Origin of the sequence: Yoonia sp. (assembly GCF_046292185.1) — a bacterium.
Classification (GTDB): Bacteria; Pseudomonadota; Alphaproteobacteria; order Rhodobacterales; family Rhodobacteraceae; genus Yoonia.
On the sequence record NZ_JBKBQY010000002.1, the window covers coordinates 66,641 to 84,332 of the forward strand.

Below are 17,692 nucleotides of genomic sequence, written 5' to 3' on the forward strand. Positions count from 1 at the left end.
AGTTCAGGTTTTATGCCGGTAAGCCAGCCAGCTTGCAGGTCCGCCATGAGGGAGAAGCAGATGACAAAAGACAAACATAATCCAATGAGCCGCAGGGCGTTTTTCGGCGTCGCGGCGACGGGTGCATCTGCTGCCGCCCTGACGGCGGGGGGCGCGCGCCCGGTGATGGCGCAGCAAACCGGGGATGAGCGCACAAAGGCGCGGTATCAGGAGACAGAGCATGTCGCGACCTATTACCGCACCAATCGTTACTATGATCGGGGGGATAACTGATGCTGGTCAAACGCAGAACACGTGAGGCGACCGCGACCGGCCGCCTGTCGCAGATGGCCGCAGGGGTCGCGGCCAAGCCTTTGGATCGCCGCAGCTTTCTGCGTGCATCAGGGATGAGCATCGGCGGTCTGGCCGTGATCGCTACGGTCGGGTCGGGCCTGACGCAGCGGGTCGAAGCCGCGGGATTTACCGATCAGGCGCAGCCGATCGAGCTGAAAAAGAACATGTGCACCCATTGTTCGGTCGGGTGTTCAGTGATTGCCGAGGTCCAGAATGGCGTCTGGGTCGGACAAGAGCCTGCCTATAACAGCCCGATCAACCGTGGCACACATTGCGCCAAGGGCGCATCGGTGCGCGAGGTCGTGCATGGTGACCGTCGCCTGAAATATCCGATGAAAAAGGTCGGCGGCGAATGGCAGCGTATCAGCTGGGATCAGGCGCTGGATGAAATCGCCGAAAAGATGGGCGAGATCCGCCAGAATTCCGGTGCGGATTCGGTCTATCTGCTGGGGTCGGCCAAGTTCAGCAACGAAGGGTCTTACCTGTTCCGCAAACTTGCCGCTTTCTGGGGTACCAACAACGTCGACCATCAGGCACGGATTTGCCATTCCACCACGGTTGCAGGTGTCGCGAACACTTGGGGCTATGGCGCGATGACCAATAGCTATAACGACATCCGCAATTCCAAAACCGTGATCTTCATGGGCTCGAACGCGGCAGAGGCGCATCCGGTGTCGATGCAGCACATCCTGACGGGCAAGGAAACGCAGCGCGCGAATGTCATCGTGCTCGACCCGCGCTTTACCCGCACGGCGGCCCATGCGACGGAATATATCCGTTTCCGGCCCGGCACCGATATCGCTGTCATCAACGGGATGCTTTACCACATCTTTGAAAACGGCTGGGAAGATACCGAATATCTGTCGCAGCGCGTTTACGGCATGGATCAGGTCCGTGAAGTCGTGCGTGCCTACACGCCAGAGGTGGTCGAAAAGATCGCCGGTGTGGATGGCGACACGCTCAGGCGCGCGGCAGAGAAATTCGCCAAGGAACGTCCATCGACCTTTATCTGGTGCATGGGTGGCACGCAGCACACTGTCGGCACCGCCAACGTGCGTGCCTATAACATCCTGCTGCTGGCGACAGGCAATGTCGGCGGCGAAGGCAATGGCGCCAATATTTTCCGCGGCCATTGCAACGTGCAGGGGGCCACGGATTTCGGTCTCGATGTCGGCAACCTGCCTTGTTACTACGGCCTTGGTGCCGGTGCCTGGCAGCATTGGTCGCGCGTCTGGGACGTGCCTTACGAATATTTCGTCACCCGTTTCGACGACGTACCGGCCAAAGGTGGGCGCGATGCGCGTACGGCCGAGGATAACATGACCATTCCGGGCATCACCTCGACCCGCTGGTTTGATGCTGTGACGATGGACAGCGAAGAAGTTGACCAGCGCGACAACATCAAGGCGATGGTCGTCTTCGGCCACGGCGGCAATACCGTGCCCCGGATGCAGGATGCGCGTCGCGGTATGGATGCGCTGGACCTGCTGGTCGTCGCTGATCCGCATCCTACCACCTTTGCCGCGCTGCATTCGCGCACCGACAACACCTATCTGCTGCCGATCTGCACGCAGTTTGAATGTTCCGGGTCGCGGACGGCGTCGAACCGGTCTGTGCAATGGGGCGAAAAGATCGTCGATCCGATCTTTGAATCCGACAATGATTATGCGGTGATGTATGGTCTGTCGCAGCGGTTGGGCTTTGCCGATGAGATGTTCAAGAATTTTGAACTGGTCGAGGGCAAATTCGGTCTGGAACCGACACCGGAATCCATCCTGCGCGAAATCAACCGTGGCGGCTGGTCTGTCGGTTACACCGGCCAAAGCCCGGAACGCCTCAAGGCGCATATGGCCAATCAGCAGCATTTCGATCTGGTCACACTGAAGGCAAGACCGGACGCCCCCGAAGAGATTGCAGGCGATTTCTACGGTCTGCCATGGCCCTGCTGGGGCACACCGGAATTCCGGCATCCGGGCAGCCATATCCTGTACAACACTAACGTCCCGGTCATGGAAGGCGGCGGCGCATTCCGTCCTCGTTTCGGTCTGGAACGCGATGGCGAGACATTGCTGGCCGAAGGTAGCTGGAACCCCGGCTCCGAGATTCAGGATGGTTATCCCGAATTCACCATGGGCATGTTGCGTGAACTCGGCTGGGATGCTGACCTGACCGCACAGGAACTGGCCGTGATCGAAGGCATCGGCGGCGGCGATGAAGAGCGGGTCAACGGCGTCAGCTGGTCCATCGATCTGTCGGGCGGTATCCAGCGCGTGGCGATTGAACACGGCTGCGTGCCATACGGCAACGGCAAGGCCCGTGCCATTGCATGGAACCTGCCGGACCCGATCCCGGTGCACCGCGAACCGATCTATTCGGGCCGTCCCGAACTGGTGGCGGAATATCCGACGAACGAAGACGGTCGTCAGCAGCGGATGCCCAATATCGGCAGATCGGTGCAGCAAAGCGCCGTGGACCGCAATCTTGCGCAAGACTTCCCGATCATCCTGACCTCTGGTCGTCTGGTGGAATATGAAGGTGGCGGTGAAGAAACCCGGTCCAACCCATGGCTGGCCGAATTGCAGCAGGACATGTTCGTCGAGATCAACCCCGCAGATGCGACCGCACGCGGTATCACCGATGGCGGTTGGGTCTGGGTTTACGGCCCGGAAAACGGCTCCAAGGCGCGGGTCAAGGCGATGGTAACCGAGCGGGTGAATTCCGGTCTGGCCTTCATGCCCTTCCACTTCGCAGGCTGGTTCCAGGGTGAAGATCAGCGCGGCAATTACCCTGCCGGGACTGACCCGATCGTTCTGGGCGAATCCGTCAATGTTATCACCAGCTACGGCTATGACCCGGTGACCGGCATGCATGAAGGCAAAGTCACACTTTGCCAAATTGCAGCGGCATAAGGGAGGATCAATAAATGGCACGCATGAAATTCCTTTGTGACGCGGACCGCTGCATCGAATGCAACGCCTGCGTCACCGCCTGCAAGAACGAACACGAGGTGCCTTGGGGCATCAACCGCCGCCGGGTCGTGACCCTGAATGACGGGTTGCCCGGCGAACGCTCGGTCTCGATGGCCTGCATGCATTGCACCGATGCGCCTTGTGCTGCGGTCTGTCCGGTCACCTGCTTTTACACCACTGACGATGCTGTCGTGCTGCATAACAAGGACACCTGCATCGGCTGTGGCTATTGCAGCTATGCCTGCCCCTTCGGCGCGCCGCAGTACCCGCAGACCGCGAATTTCGGCACACGCGGCAAGATGGACAAATGCACCTATTGTTCGGGCGGTCCGGAACCGGACATGTCGCAGGCAGAATATGTCAAATACGGTGCCAACCGTCTGGCCGAGGGCAAATTGCCGCTATGCGCGGAAATGTGTTCGACCAAAGCGCTGTTGGCGGGGGATGGCGATATCATCGCCGATATCTATCGCGAACGCGTCGTCACGCGCGGCTATGGTTCGGGTGCCTGGGGTTGGCGCACGGCCTATGGTGAAACGGTTACGGTGTAAGGAGAACATGAAAATGCGATATTTTTCCCAACTCATGATCGCCTTGGCCGTTCTGGTCTTCATCGGCCAAACCGCACCTGACGCGCTCGCGCAGGTCAATCCCACCGAAAATTCGGTGACCGAGGATGCGATGTTTCAGGCCTTGGGCGGCGATAGCAACGCCGTGGCGGGCCGCGTGTCTATTCCCGACGGCAACGCGGGCAACCTGATCAAGCCCGAAAACAAATCCTGGGCCGCCTTTCAGGGCGGCACAATGCAGACATTGTCCATTGCCGCTGTTGCCGGCATGGTCGTGTTGCTGGCTATTTTCTACCTGATACGGGGCCGGATCAGGGTCGATGCCGGATTTTCCGGACGCAAGATCCTGCGCTTTGGCACGATTGACCGTTTTGCCCATTGGACGCTTGCCGCGACCTTCATTATTCTGGCGCTGACCGGGTTGAACCTGATCATCGGCAGCACGGTGATCCTGCCAATCATCGGTGAAAACGCGTTTGGCACACTGACGGCTTTTGGCAAACTGGCGCATAATTATCTGGCGTGGCCTTTCATGTTGGCGCTGGCGCTGATCTTTGTGCTGTGGGTGCTGGAAAACATCCCCAACAAGGTCGATCTTCAATGGATCAAGCAGGGCGGCGGTCTTTTGAAAAAAGGCGTTCACCCGCCTGCGAAAAAGTTCAACGCCGGTCAGAAGGTGATCTTCTGGTCCGTCATTCTTGGCGGTGCGGGCCTGTCTTTTACCGGTGTGATGATGCTTTTCCCGGCGGTTGCAGGCACGCCTGCTGACTGGCAATTGTATCAGACGATCCACGCGTTGGTTGCCGCAGGTCTATCGGCCATCATCATTGCGCATATCTATATCGGCTCTGTCGGTATGGAAGGTGCCTTTGACGCGATGGGGTCGGGCGAGGTTGATGAAAACTGGGCGAAAGAGCATCACGCGCTCTGGGTCGAGGAAGAAAAAGCAAAGCCCGCCAAGCAAAGCGCGCTTTCGACGCCAGCCGAATAGCCGGGCACGCAGCCTTTGAACAGCGACCCGGCCCCTTGGCGGTGGCTGGGTCGTTTCACTTCTGATGACCAGTGGGAAACATGCCGGTAAGCAATCGCAATCTCGATGATGATATATCCGGGGTTCTGGCGGCGGTGGCCTTGCCCGATGGCAGGACCCTGGGCAGTTCCGGTCGCGTGGCGGGGCTGACGCAATCGGGCGGCAAGATCAGCCTGTCGATCCAGATCAGCCCGGAAGAAGCCGCAGCCTTTGCGCCGCTGCGCGAAAAGGTGGCGACGGGTCTGAGCGCGCTGGACGGCGTTACATCAGCCGTTGTCGTGCTGACAGCAGAACGTCCGGCACCCCCAAAACTGGTCGCTGATAAGCCCACGAAAACCGACCCACTGGCCGGTATCCATCATGTCATCGCCGTGGCATCAGGCAAGGGCGGTGTCGGAAAATCGACCACGACGGTCAATTTGGCACTGGCGCTAGTGTCGCTTGGCCTGCGCGTCGGCATTCTGGATGCTGATGTCTATGGGCCGTCCCTGCCCACCTTGCTGGGCCTGCACGGCAAACCCGCCATGGGCGAGGGGCGCAAATTGCGCCCGATGCAGGCCTACGGACTCAAGGCGATGTCGATGGGTCTGCTGGTTGAACCTGAAACAGCGATGGTCTGGCGCGGCCCGATGGTGATGTCGGCGATCACTCAGCTGATGGCTGACGTGGAATGGGGCGCGCTCGATGTGCTGTTGGTCGATATGCCGCCCGGCACCGGTGATGCGCAACTGGCGCTTGCGCAGGGCACGCGGCTGGCAGGTGCGGTGATCGTGTCCACCCCGCAGGATCTGTCGCTGATCGACGTGCGGCGCGGCATCGCGATGTTCCGCAAGGTCGATGTGCCGATCCTTGGGGTGATCGAGAATATGTCGCAATTCATCTGCCCCGATTGCGGCAGCAGCCACGCCATTTTTGGCGACGGCGGTGCCAAGGCCGAGGCCGCGCGTATCGGCGTACCCTATCTGGGCGCGGTGCCGCTGACCATGGCGTTGCGGGCCGCATCGGATGCGGGCCAGCCGATTGTCGCGCGCGATCCCGACGGGCCATTGGGGCGGATCTATACGGATATCGCGCGCGCCATGCTGGGTGGCCTTGATCTGCAAAAGGCGGGTCCATCCCCGCGCATGATATGATATTTATGAACCTGACAGGAGAACCGATATGAAAGCCTTTCTTTTCGCCGTGGTCTTTGCTGGCCTTGTGGCCGTCGCCGCCGCCATGGTGCTGGACAACACCTTCCAGCAACCCAGCTACGCCGCCTACACCACCGAAGGCGCGCGGGTCGATAACCCCGGACAGAACCTGATCGGGTATTGAACCGGGGCCGTGTCATGCGTCTGACCTCCACCTGCCTTGCCATATTGGCTGGGATGGCGATGCCAGCCGTTGCGCAGGACCTGCGTGGTCACGGCGGGCCTGTCGGCGCGCTTGACGCAGGGCAGGGGGTGCTGGTGTCAGGCGGCTTTGATACCCGCGCGATCCTGTGGGATCTGAATACTGCCACCGCGCGCAACGTCACCCGTTTTCATGACGGCAATGTCACGGCGGTCCACCTGCTGCCCACAGGCGGTTTTGTCACCGCAGGTCAGGATGGCAGGCTTGCGACCTGGCAAGCCGACGGTCGCGAACCCGGCTTTGCCACCGATGCCGCCGCATCGGCGGTGGCATCGCTCGACGTCAGCCCGGACGGCACACAGGTCGCCGCAGGCTATTGGGACGGGCGCGTCCTGCGCCTTGATCTGTCCACACAACAGGTCACCGAATTTCAGGCCCATAGCGACCGTGTGACCGGGCTTGGCTACCTGCCCGATGGCGATCTGGTCACCGTCGGCGGTGATCTGTTTTTGGCGCGCTGGACACCCCAATCCGCGCTGGCATTCAGGCAAAGCCTGACCGAACTGCCCAACGGGCTTGCCGTGTCAGACAGCGGCATCGCGGTGATCTTTGCCGATGGCGCGCTGCGGCTTTATGACGACGCAGGCGCGCTGAGCACAGAACGTTTCCTGACGGATCGCCCCCTGGTGTCAGTCGCGGCAGGGGCAGAATACATCGCAGCTGCGTCACTGGATGGAACCGTCTGGCTGTCGCTGGGCGATGATCTTGCGCCCTACCAGTCGTTCACAGCGGCGGGCGGCCCGGTATGGGGTCTGGCGATCACGCAGACGCAGGTTTTCACCTCCGGCGCGGACGGGATCATTCGCCGCTGGCCGCTTGACGATGGTGAACCGGGTAATTTCGTGGCAGAGGCGGCCCCTGCCGCCCATGATGGCAGCCGCGGGGCGGAAGTCTGGAAAAACTGTGCGGTCTGCCATTCTCTGGAACCCGACGACCATAGCATGGCAGGGCCCAGCCTGCATGGCATTTTCGGTCGGGCCATCGGCACGCAACAAGGCTATGACTATTCAGCGGCCCTGCAACAGCTTGACATCATCTGGTCGCCCCGGACTTTGTCGGAACTGTTCACTCTTGGGCCCGAAGCCTATACGCCGGGGTCCCGCATGCCCGAACAGCGGATCGCCGACCCAGAGGACCGGCAGGCGCTGGCCGACTATCTGCAGCGTGTGGCGCAAGACTAGCCCCGCGTGCTCACGAATGCGGCAACTGGGGAACAAAGACGACCAGTCGGCGTTAATCATCGAAGGCTTTGGGATGATCAGGGTCAGTCGCAAGGGTGCCACGCCCCTTGGACGCATGTTCACAGGAGATAAGAATGCCCTTTAAAAAGTTATACGCAGCCGGTGTCATCGGATTTTGCATGACCGCCGTTCCGCTTTTTGCGCAGACGGCAGACCTCAGCAGCGAAGACGACGCCTTGTTCGTGCCGATTGTCGCGGAATGTGTCGAGGTGCAGGATCAGACGACTTGCGGACAGGTGCGGGGCGTCGTGACCGAATGCGCGGCGGATCTGGACCGGGCTTTGTGCGATGTTCTGTTCGTCGATCCGGATGACGTCTTCGACACGCCCACACTCCGGGACCGCGCCGAGGAGCTGCTGTCCGAAACAAGCGAGGCCATCGCCGGGATGGAGTTCGAAGATGTGCATAACGGACAGATCGATGGCATCGTCGAAGAGGGCCGCGCCGACGCCGAGCGTACATTGCTGCGCGGTGATGAAAACAAGATGTCGCATTCCGGGCCGCCCGTGGTCGCTGAAGAATAATCAAAGGTCTGCCAGCGCGCCTGTCCGCGCTGGCCGCGTCGGTCTGCCCTGAGTGAATACCAGCCTTGCAGGCTGGGGTGGCAGGCGAAAAACCACATAAAATTTGCCCTGAGAATGGGACGGCACTGACCGTCTTACAGCAGCGCTGACCCGATGGGCGCGGCCAGGGCGGAAATGTGTCTCAAGCGTAACTGTGATGTCATCGCGCACGGAATCGCGGGATCTTGCGGAAACTTGCACTTGACGGGGAGAGCGCAGCACTAACTGCCTTGCAGGATCAAGATCAGGATCAGGATCAGGCCGAGGCGTCACGCAGCGAACCAATACCGTATGTCAGAGCATGTAAGTTACGGAAATCGGCGGTAGAGGCATGCAGCCTCATGCGTGCGCCTGTTTGCATGCGCGGGCGCTTCCGATTGATACCGAACTGGCGGAGGAGGTGGGATTCGAACCCACGGTAGACTTTCACCTACGTCGGTTTTCAAGACCGGTGCATTCAACCACTCTGCCACTCCTCCGACCGGGACCTGTTAGCGGGTGAAAAGTGATTCGGAAAGCAGCTTTCCGCGCGGGGAAAATTGCCGAAGCCAGTGGGTTCCGGCTTTCCATACGCCTTTGGGGCGGTTATCTGTAATCCAAAGGCGATCTCGCATGGTCCGGGCTGGGATTGCTTTCGCCAGAACAGGCGCAACATAAGAAAAAGGGCTGATTTCTTCGTCATCTGACGCAGAATGAAGGGGTTGGGAATGACAGGCAAACCGATACAACAGCGACGCCGGGTGACGTTGCCCGCCATGCTTTGCGCGGGGCTGCTGCTGGCGGCCTGCGGCAATGAAGGCACCGGGGGTCTGACGGGGGGCCTGTTTGGCGCCTCTGCCGGTGCAGATCAGGGCGCGCGTGTCGGTCAGGATGTCGAACGGCCCGATATTTTTGCAGTCACGGATCGCGGTCTGTGGGATGGCCGTCCCTCGCTGGGTGGCATCTGGGTCGCGCATCCTGATGTCCGCGAACCTGAACGCGTCATCATTCGCAATACGCTGAACGGGCAATCCACCACAGGGGCGCTGTTTCGCCGTGAACGCGACAATCCCGGGCCGGCGCTGCAGGTATCCTCCGATGCGGCCGAGGCGTTGGGCATCCTTGCCGGCGCGCCGACAGAGCTGGCTGTGACCGTCCTGCGGCGTCTGGAGGTGGCCGAGCCCGGTGATAACGCGCTTGCCGGGCCCGCCGATATCGGCGCTGCCGCAGATCTGTCCGCGCCTGACACCATCACCGCGACCCCGCTGGACCCGGTCGCCACCGCGCCTGCCGCTCCTGAAGACAGGGTTGAGGTGAATTTGCCCGCCGCCGCAGCAGCACCCGCGAACGCCGCCGCGCCTGCGGCCCTGCCACAGGGCACTCTGGCACAAATCGGTGTATTCGGCGTGCAGGCCAATGCCGATGCCGCAGCGGGCCGTCTGAATGCGGCCGGGTTTAATGCGCAGGTCGTGCCATTGCAAAGCAGTTGGCGCGTCGTGGCGGGGCCGGTGGCGGATGAGGCGGCACTGGCGCGGATCAAGGGGTTGGGCTTCACGGATGCTTATCTGATCCGGAACTGATGATGAAAGGGCTTGCTATGAATACGATCAAATCCGGACTGACGGCTGGCATTATGATGCTTTGCGCCGGGCTTGCCCATGCGCAGGCGTTCGAGACCAGCGCGCGCGCCGCTTATGTCTATGACCAGACCACCGGCACCGTGCTGCTGGCCAAGGATGCGGCGACGCCTTTGCCGCCAGCTTCGATGTCCAAGCTGATGACGATCTACATGGCCTTCGAGGCGATCACGCAGGGCAGGCTGTCCGTCGATGATATCCTGCCCGTGTCCACCCATGCCGCGAGCTTTGGCGGATCGTCTATGTTTCTGGACACCACCGACCGCGTCAGCGTGGAGGATTTGCTGCGCGGCGTGATCGTGCTGTCCGGCAATGACGCCAGCGTGGTGCTGGCCGAAGCCTTGTCGCCTGACGGAACCGAGGCAGGTTTTGGTCGCTTGATGACAGAGCGTGCGCGCCAGTTGGGCATGGTGAATTCGGTCTTTGTGAATGCCAGCGGCTGGCCCGCCGCCGGTCACCGCATGTCGACCGAGGATCTGGGCATTCTGTCCAGTCGTCTGATTGCCGATTTCCCGACATTCTATCCGTTGTTTGCCGAAACCGAATTTGCCTTTGACGGGCGAGTGCCGTCCAATTCGCAAAACCGCAATCCGATCCTGCGGATGGGCATCGGTGCCGACGGGCTCAAGACCGGCCATACGCAAGAGGCGGGTTACGGTCTGGCCGGGTCTGCCGTGCAGGGCGACAGGCGTGTGATCTTCGTGATCACCGGGTTGGACACCGCTGTCGCAAGGGCCGAAGAATCCGAACGGATCGTCAACTGGGCCTTTCGCCAGTTTGCAGAACGTGATGTCGCCACAGCGGGCACACGCGTTGCCACGGCCGATGTCTGGATGGGGGCCGAAACCAGCGTGGGCCTGACCGTGGCCGAAGACCTGCAGATGCTGGTGCCGATCCTGCATCAGGGGTCCGTGAATGGCGAAGTCGTCTTTGATGGCCCGGTTCAGGCCCCGATCACCGCAGGTCAGCAATTGGGCGAATTGATTATCGCGCTCGAAGATCTGCCCGAGAAGCGCGTGCCGCTGGTGGCCGAGACTGACGTGCCTTTGGGCGGTTTCAGCGCGCGGATGCGCACCGCAGCGATGGTCCTTTGGGGCAAATACGGTTTTGCGCCGGGTGCCGATGCAGGCGCCGATGCGAATGGCGCATGACATCATCCCGCTTCATCACGTTCGAGGGGATCGACGGCTCCGGTAAATCGACACAGGCGCGCCGGCTTGCCGACTTTATGCGCGCCCGGCATGCCGATGTCATCCTGACCCGCGAACCCGGCGGCAGCCCGGGGGCCGAAGAAATCCGTCAACTTTTGCTGACCGGCGACACCGACCGCTGGTCCGCCGAGACAGAGATCCTGCTGTTCACCGCCGCCCGCCGCGACCATCTGGAAAAGACCATTCTGCCGGCGCTGGAGGCAGGCAAGACCGTGGTGTCTGACCGTTTCGCCGACAGCACGCGCGTCTACCAAGGGGCGACACGCGGCGATCTGCGCGCCAAGGTCGACGCGTTGCATGATCTGATGATCGCCCGCGAACCTGATCTGACCTTCATCATCGACATGGACCCGGCCACCGCGTTGCAGCGCGGCCTTGCCCGCCGGTCCGGCGAAGACCGGTTCGAGGATTTCGGCCTGCCGTTTCAGGAAACCCTGCGGCATGGCTTTCTGGCGCTGGCCCATGCCAATCCCGGGCGCTGTGTGGTGATCGACGGCAACCGCACAATGGACCAGATCGCCAGCGACGTGGCAGCACATCTATGAGCGATGAAGCCGCAGCAGAACCCGACCGCATCCCCGGCGCACCCCATCCGCGCGAAACGGCCGTGCTATATGGTCAGCAGACAGCAGAGCAGGCCTTTGTCGATGCTTTCACTGCCGGCCGGATGCATTCGGGCTGGCTGATCACCGGCCCGCGCGGGGTGGGTAAGGCCACGTTGGCGTGGAAAATCGCGACCTTTCTTTTGGCGAATCCGGACCCTGATATGCTGGGCCAGCACAGCCTTGCAGTGGACCGCGATCATCCCGACGCCAAACTGGTGCAATCGGGTGCGCATCCGCGTCTGGCGCTGATCCGGCGGCCATGGGACGAAAAGACCGGCAAGTTCCGCGCGGAAATTACCGTCGATGCGGTGCGCAGCCTGAAACATTTCTTTCAGATGTCCGCAACGGATGGCGGCAGGCGCGTCGTCATCGTCGATGCCGCCGATGAAATGAACCGCAATGCCGCCAATGCGATCCTGAAAGAACTCGAAGAACCCCCCGCGGGCGCTGTGATCCTGCTGGTCGCGCATCAACCGTCCAAATTGTTGCCGACGATCCGGTCACGCTGCCGCGAATTGCGTTGCGCAGCACTTGGGCCGGACGATCTGTCGCGCGCCTTGGCGCAGGCCGGACACAGCACTGATCACGCGGCCAGCCTCGCCGCGCTTGCCAGCGGCTCTGCCGGTGACGCGATCCGGCTTTTGGGCAGTGGCGGGCTGGCGCTTTATGCCGATCTGGTCCAGCTTTTTGACGGTCTGCCGCAGATCAACCGGCAGGCGGCATTGCGCCTTGCCGATGCCTGCGCCGGGCGCGGGTCCGAGGCGCGCTTTGGCCTGACGCTCGACCTGATCGATCTGTTCATCGCCCGGAGCGCGCGCGCGGGGCTGCTAGGTGAACCCACCACGCAGGGCGCGCAGGGCGAGGCGCGCTTGCTGGCGCGGATCGCACCCGATGCGCGCGCAGCACAGGCCTGGGCCCGCTTGCAGCAGGATCTGTCCGAAAGGTCGCGGCATGGGCGCGCGGTGAACCTTGACCCTGCCGCGCTGATCCTTGATATGATCTTCAAGATTGAAGAGACGGCGCAAGGCGTCGCCGCAGCCTGAAAGCCGCGCCATGACCCAAAGCCCGATCACCGATGCCCATTGCCACCTTGATTTTCCCGATTTCGACGGGGAACGCGACGACATCATGGCGCGCGCGCTTGCGGCAGGCGTGACGCGGATGGTGACGATCTGCACGAAACTGCGCAACGAACCCGCCGTGCGTGCCATCGCGGAAACCTATGCGCCGGTGTTCTATGCCGCCGGGACCCATCCGATGTCGGCAGCGGATGAACCGCTGGCCAGTGTCGATGAACTGATCGCACTGGCGCAGCATCCCAAATTCGTCGGCATCGGCGAGACGGGGCTGGATTATCATTACACCGCCGACAGCAAGGAAATCCAGCAATCCAGCCTGCGGGTGCATATCGCCGCCGCGCGCGAAACCCGACTGCCGCTGATCATCCACGCCCGCGACGCCGATGACGATATGGCGCGGATATTGACCGAGGAACATCGCAACGGCCCCTATACCTGCATGATGCATTGCTTTTCCAGCTCTGCCGCGCTTGCGCAGGCAGCGCTTGATCTGGACTTCTACCTGTCGATGTCGGGCATCGCTGCGTTCCCGAAAAGCAAGGACCTGCGCGATATTTTCGCCAGCGCCCCGCTGGATCGGATATTGGTTGAAACCGACAGCCCCTATCTGGCGCCGCCCCCCCATCGCGGGCGGCGCAATGAACCGGCCCATACCGCGCATACCGCAGCAGTAGGCGCAGAGATTTTCGGTTTGGACTATGCCGATTTCGCGGCCCGCACGAATGCCAATTTCGACCGGCTTTTCTGGAAGGCCGCGGCATGACCGACACAATCAGCTTTACCATTTTGGGCTGCGGGTCCTCTGGCGGCGTGCCGCGTCTGGGCGGCGATTGGGGGGCCTGCGACCCGGATGATCCGCGCAACAACCGGCGGCGCTGCTCCTTGCTGATCACGCGGCAAAGCGGCGATCAGGCGACGCGGGTGCTGATCGACACCTCACCCGATATGCGCAGCCAACTGCTTGATGCGGGCGTCAGCACGCTGGATGCGGTCGTCTATACCCACGCGCATGCGGATCATGTCCACGGGATCGACGATCTGCGGATGATCGTCTTCAATACCCGCGAACGGCTGCAGGTCTGGGCCGATGGCGACACGACTGACGCGCTGCTGTCGCGCTTTGGCTATGCTTTCGTGCAGCCCAAAGGGTCCGCCTATCCGCCGATCTGCGATCTGAACACGATCGACGGCGATGTCACGATCACCGGGGCAGGGGGGCCGGTCACGCTGACCCCGTTCCGGGTCGCGCATGGCAGCATCGATGCGCTGGGGTTCCGGGTCAATGACGTGGCCTATCTGCCCGATGTGTCCGACATTCCCGATGCGGCATGGCCTGCGCTGGAAAACCTGACCTGCTGGATCGTCGATGCGCTGCGCCGCAAGCCACATCCGACCCATGCACATCTGGCGAAAACGCTGGACTGGATCGCAAGGGTGCAACCCGAACATGCCGTGCTGACCAATATGCACAACGATCTGGACTACGCCACCGTCGCCGCCGAAACCCCCGCCCATATTCAACCCGCCTATGACGGGCTGACCCTGACCTTTCCCGTCACCGTCCGCGCCTGACTTTCCCGCCTGAGGCAGCAAGTTTTTCAAGGACCGCCCATGGCCGCTCTGCTCGAAGTTATTCTGCCTGTCTTCATCGTGATCGGCTTTGGTTATCTGGCCGTCTGGAAAGGATATTTCAGCGATTCCGGTGTCGACGGGCTGATGAAATTCACCCAGAATTTCGCGATCCCCTGCCTGTTGTTCCGCGCCATCTCGACGCTGGATCTGCAACAAAGCTTTGACCTTGTGCTGTTGGGCAGCTTTTATGCCGGGGCCCTCGGCGGTTTTCTGGCAGGGCTGCTGGGCGCGCGCTATATCTTCGCGCGCGATTGGGAAGACAGCGTCGCCATCGGCTTTTGCTGTCTGTTTTCCAATTCGCTGCTGCTGGGCCTGCCGATCACCGAACGCGCCTATGGGGTTTCCGCGCTGGAAGCCAACTATGCGATCATCGCGATCCATTCGCCGTTTTGCTATGGTGTCGGGATCACTGCGATGGAAATCGCGCGCAACCGGGGTGGCGCCGTGAGCGCCCTGCCGGGCAAGGTGCTGCGGGCGATGTTTCAAAATGCGCTGATCATCGGGATCGCGCTGGGTTTCGTCGTGAACCTGAGCGGGTATCCCGCGCCCGTTGTCCTGGCCGATGCGCTGGATCTGATCGCGCGCGCGGCCTTGCCTGCCGCCCTGTTCGGGCTGGGTGGCGTGCTGTATCGCTATCGCCCCGAAGGCGATATGCGCACGATCATGTATGTGGTGGCTGTGTCGCTGCTGTTGCATCCCGCGATTGTCTGGGTGCTGGGGCAGGCGGGCGGGCTTGGCGTTGCCGGCACCCGTTCGGCCATTCTGACAGCGGCGATGGCGCCGGGGGTCAATGCCTATATCTTTGCCAATATGTATGGCCGGGCCAAACGGGTCGCCGCATCATCAGTGCTGATGGCGACGGGGCTGTCGATCCTGACGATCTGGGGCTGGCTCGCATTGCTGCCGTAGCCGGCCAGAACCTTCCCCGCGGGGAAGGTCTAGCTTGGCGACAGACCGCGGAGCCGTTCGGACCGGCGCCGCAGCATTTCCACCGTGGCCAGCAGCACGACCGAGACGGCGACCAGCACGGTTGCGGCAGCCAGAATTGTGGGGCTGATTTGTTCGCGCAAACCCGTAAACATCTGCCACGGCAGGGTTTTCTGTGCGGCAGCACCGACGAACAGGACCACGACCACCTCGTCAAACGACGTGATGAAGGCGAACAACCCGCCTGATACCACGCCGGGCAGGATCAGCGGCATCTGCACCTTGAAGAATGTCTGCGTCGGCGTTGCCCCCATATTTGCGGCAGCACGCGTCAGGGACCGGTCAAAACCCACCAGCGTGGCTGTCACCGTGATGATCACAAAGGGAATCCCAAGCGCGGCATGCGCGAGGATCACCTTGATATAGCCGGTGAAGGACCGCGAAAACCCAAGCGTGCTTTCCATCCACAAGCCCAGCTGGCTGTAGAAAAAGAACATCCCCGTGGCCGAGATGATCAGCGGCACGATCATCGGCGAAATCAGGATCGCCATGATCGCCCGTCGGTAGGGCACATGCGATTGCGACAGGCCGATCGCCGCCAGCGTGCCAAGGCTGACCGAGATGATCGTCGCGAAAGGCGCGATGATCAGCGAGTTCTGCAGCGGTCTGATCCAGTCTTGATTGGTAAAGAAATCCCGGTAATGGCGCAGGGAATAGCCATCAGGGTCCAGCGCCAGCATGGCGGGCGTAAAGGTAAAGAAACTCTCGGCGTTGAACGACAAAGGGATGATGATCAGGATCGGCGCGATCAGGAAGAACAGGATCAATCCCACGATCACCCGAAAGGTATAATGCCAGATCTTCTGACCCGTGGTGGCATAGATGGGCAAAGCGGCCATGGTTTATCCTCCGAGTTTCACGTTGTCGATGCCGACGATCCGGTCATAGGCCCAGTAAAGCGCCATCACCACCACCAGCAGGATTGTGCCAAGCGCTGCCGCCAGCCCCCAGTTCAGCGAACTGGAGATGTGATAGGCAATCCGGTTCGAGATGAAGATCCCCGAGGTGCCGCCGACGATTTCCGGCGTGATGTAATAACCGATGGACAGGATGAACACGAGGATTGACCCCGCCCCGATCCCCGGCACAGATTGCGGGAAATAAACCCGCCAGAATGCCGTCCAGTTCGTCGCCCCCAGTGATTTCGCCGCGCGCAGATAGCTGGGCGGGATCGTCTTCATCACCGAATACAGCGGCAGGATCATGAACGGCAGCAGGATATGCGTCATCGCGATCACAGTGCCGGTGGCATTGTTGATCATCGTCAGCCGGTTTGCATCGCTCACCAGCCCGATCCAGACCAGCAGGTCATTAATCACCCCTTGCTGTTGCAGCAGCACTTTCCACGCCGAGGTCCGCACCAGAAGCGAGGTCCAGAACGGCAGCAGGACAAGGATCAGCATCAGATTGGCCTGCCGCGCGGGCAGGTTCGCCAGCATCCACGCCACCGGATAACCCAGCAGAATACAGGCCCCCATGATCGTCAGCGACATGATCAGGGTGCGGATGAACAATTTGACATAGATCTGCTGGTTTTCCGGCACCGTCACGACCCCGTCCGGCGTCATCTGCATGTCGATGGAATTGAGAAAATAACCGGCCGTATAGGGCGCGCTGAAGGTCTGGATCGTCTGCCAGATCTGCGTATCACCCCAGCCGTTCGAACTGTTGATGAATGCGGCGCGGAAATCCTCTGTGGCAAAGGCCGGCGCCGCGGCTGTGGCTTCGGTCAGCAGGGTCGCGGCAGGTCCATCGATTTGTGGGGCGGGGCCGCCGGCGGTCAGGTCTTCGTAAAGGGCGGCATAAACGACGTTCCAGGGCTGCACCGCTGTCGGGCTGCGGCTGTTGACCTGTTGCGTGATGCGGGCAAAGTCGGCGTAGATATCCGCCGTCCGGGGCAGCCCCTCGGCTGCGTCGTCCGACAGCACGAAACGGGGTTCTGTGCCTTCGCCGTCCCATGCGGCCCGGTCGCTGATCCAGTCGGGATCAGCCATCAGCGCGATCCAGGTGGCAGGCTCTTCCCAGGCCGGGTCGAGTGCTGCGAATTGTTCGGTATAAACCTCGCCCATATCGCTGACATCACGGCCAGTGCGCCGGAATTGCGAAGATATCCCCGCCAGTTCATAATTCAGCCGCGACCCTAATCTTGTGTGGCGGCGTTCTTCGACGGCGACTGCCATGTCCTTGGCAAAGGCGGCGTAAACGGCTTCATGCGGTAGCGGATCGGTGCTGGCATCCCATGCAGCAAGTTCCTGGACGGTGCGCGGGATCGTATCGCCGACGATCTGGTTTTCAACGGACCGGAACAGCATCTGCCCGATCGGGATGACGAAGGTGATCATGATGAACAGCAGCAGCGGCGCGATCAGCAGCATCGCCCGCAGCTTTTGCCTGCGCAAGGCGCGGTTGAGGCTGGATTTGAGCGTGCGGCCATCGGCGGCCATCATTTGTTCTGCCATGAA

The 17,692-nt window shown here is 61.5% G+C and carries 16 protein-coding genes, 1 tRNA gene and 1 pseudogene; 15 read left to right on the plus strand and 3 right to left on the minus strand.

Features of this window, described 5'->3' with window-relative positions:
• Positions 1-60: 60 nt before the first annotated feature.
• The 8 genes from ACK4TM_RS01025 to ACK4TM_RS01060 all read left to right on the plus strand — a co-directional run bounded on the left by ACK4TM_RS01025 (position 61) and on the right by ACK4TM_RS01060 (position 8,061).
• Positions 61-273 carry a hypothetical protein gene (locus tag ACK4TM_RS01025; protein ID WP_409695363.1) on the plus strand — a complete coding sequence of 71 codons (213 nt, stop codon included), beginning with the start codon at positions 61-63 and terminating at the stop codon, positions 271-273.
• The gene (locus ACK4TM_RS01030; RefSeq protein WP_409695366.1) at positions 273-3,242 is read left to right on the plus strand and encodes a formate dehydrogenase subunit alpha; all 2,970 of its coding nucleotides are present in this window, start codon (positions 273-275) and stop codon (positions 3,240-3,242) included. The genes ACK4TM_RS01025 and ACK4TM_RS01030 overlap by 1 nt, the downstream gene beginning before the upstream one ends.
• A 14-nt stretch (positions 3,243-3,256) precedes the next feature.
• A complete protein-coding gene (gene fdh3B / locus ACK4TM_RS01035) occupies positions 3,257-3,853 on the plus strand; it encodes a formate dehydrogenase FDH3 subunit beta (protein ID WP_409695370.1) in 597 nt (198 codons plus the stop codon).
• Between the two features lie 13 nt (positions 3,854-3,866).
• Positions 3,867-4,862: a formate dehydrogenase subunit gamma gene (locus ACK4TM_RS01040; RefSeq protein ID WP_409695373.1), complete on the plus strand. Its 996-nt coding sequence runs from the start codon at positions 3,867-3,869 to the stop codon at positions 4,860-4,862.
• Positions 4,863-4,942: 80 nt separating this feature from the next.
• Positions 4,943-6,034 carry a P-loop NTPase gene (locus tag ACK4TM_RS01045; RefSeq protein WP_409695376.1) on the plus strand — a complete coding sequence of 364 codons (1,092 nt, stop codon included), beginning with the start codon at positions 4,943-4,945 and terminating at the stop codon, positions 6,032-6,034.
• 28 nt (positions 6,035-6,062) lie between these two features.
• Positions 6,063-6,218 (plus strand): hypothetical protein, encoded by a 156-nt coding sequence (locus ACK4TM_RS01050; protein WP_409695379.1) that lies wholly within the window; start codon positions 6,063-6,065, stop codon positions 6,216-6,218.
• A 14-nt stretch (positions 6,219-6,232) separates the two neighbouring features.
• Positions 6,233-7,477 (plus strand): c-type cytochrome, encoded by a 1,245-nt coding sequence (locus ACK4TM_RS01055; RefSeq protein ID WP_409695382.1) that lies wholly within the window; start codon positions 6,233-6,235, stop codon positions 7,475-7,477.
• A 134-nt stretch (positions 7,478-7,611) separates the two neighbouring features.
• Positions 7,612-8,061, plus strand: coding sequence for a hypothetical protein (locus ACK4TM_RS01060; RefSeq protein ID WP_409695385.1), 450 nt, complete (start codon positions 7,612-7,614; stop codon positions 8,059-8,061).
• A gap of 428 nt (positions 8,062-8,489) precedes the next feature.
• Here the strand turns inward: ACK4TM_RS01060 and ACK4TM_RS01065 are convergent.
• Positions 8,490-8,579, minus strand: a tRNA-Ser gene (locus ACK4TM_RS01065).
• Positions 8,580-8,807: 228 nt separating this feature from the next.
• Here ACK4TM_RS01065 and ACK4TM_RS01070 point away from each other — a divergent pair.
• The 7 genes from ACK4TM_RS01070 to ACK4TM_RS01100 are packed head-to-tail and all read left to right on the plus strand — an operon-like array spanning position 8,808 to position 15,152.
• Entirely contained in the window at positions 8,808-9,659 is an 852-nt protein-coding gene (locus ACK4TM_RS01070) for an SPOR domain-containing protein (RefSeq protein WP_409695388.1), read from the plus strand.
• Positions 9,660-9,676: 17 nt separating this feature from the next.
• The gene (locus tag ACK4TM_RS01075; protein WP_409695391.1) at positions 9,677-10,867 is read left to right on the plus strand and encodes a D-alanyl-D-alanine carboxypeptidase family protein; all 1,191 of its coding nucleotides are present in this window, start codon (positions 9,677-9,679) and stop codon (positions 10,865-10,867) included.
• A complete protein-coding gene (gene tmk, locus ACK4TM_RS01080) occupies positions 10,864-11,472 on the plus strand; it encodes a dTMP kinase (RefSeq protein WP_409695394.1) in 609 nt (202 codons plus the stop codon). Before ACK4TM_RS01075 ends, tmk begins: the two co-directional genes overlap by 4 nt.
• Positions 11,469-12,575 carry a DNA polymerase III subunit delta' gene (locus ACK4TM_RS01085; RefSeq protein WP_409695397.1) on the plus strand — a complete coding sequence of 369 codons (1,107 nt, stop codon included), beginning with the start codon at positions 11,469-11,471 and terminating at the stop codon, positions 12,573-12,575. Before tmk ends, ACK4TM_RS01085 begins: the two co-directional genes overlap by 4 nt.
• 10 nt (positions 12,576-12,585) lie before the next feature.
• On the plus strand, positions 12,586-13,374 hold the full coding sequence (locus ACK4TM_RS01090) for a TatD family hydrolase (RefSeq protein ID WP_409695400.1): 789 nt from the start codon (positions 12,586-12,588) through the stop codon (positions 13,372-13,374).
• Positions 13,371-14,183: an MBL fold metallo-hydrolase gene (locus ACK4TM_RS01095; RefSeq protein ID WP_409695403.1), complete on the plus strand. Its 813-nt coding sequence runs from the start codon at positions 13,371-13,373 to the stop codon at positions 14,181-14,183. The genes ACK4TM_RS01090 and ACK4TM_RS01095 overlap by 4 nt, the downstream gene beginning before the upstream one ends.
• Positions 14,184-14,222: 39 nt before the next feature.
• A complete protein-coding gene (locus ACK4TM_RS01100) occupies positions 14,223-15,152 on the plus strand; it encodes an AEC family transporter (protein WP_409695406.1) in 930 nt (309 codons plus the stop codon).
• Positions 15,153-15,181: 29 nt separating this feature from the next.
• Here the strand turns inward: ACK4TM_RS01100 and ACK4TM_RS01105 are convergent.
• Together ACK4TM_RS01105 and ACK4TM_RS01110 are read right to left on the minus strand one after the other, a co-directional pair.
• A pseudogene (locus ACK4TM_RS01105) lies at positions 15,182-16,060 on the minus strand (ABC transporter permease); the annotation flags it as partial.
• A gap of 12 nt (positions 16,061-16,072) precedes the next feature.
• Positions 16,073-17,689: an ABC transporter permease gene (locus ACK4TM_RS01110; protein ID WP_409695415.1), complete on the minus strand. Its 1,617-nt coding sequence runs from the start codon at positions 17,687-17,689 to the stop codon at positions 16,073-16,075.
• Positions 17,690-17,692 lie beyond the last annotated feature (3 nt).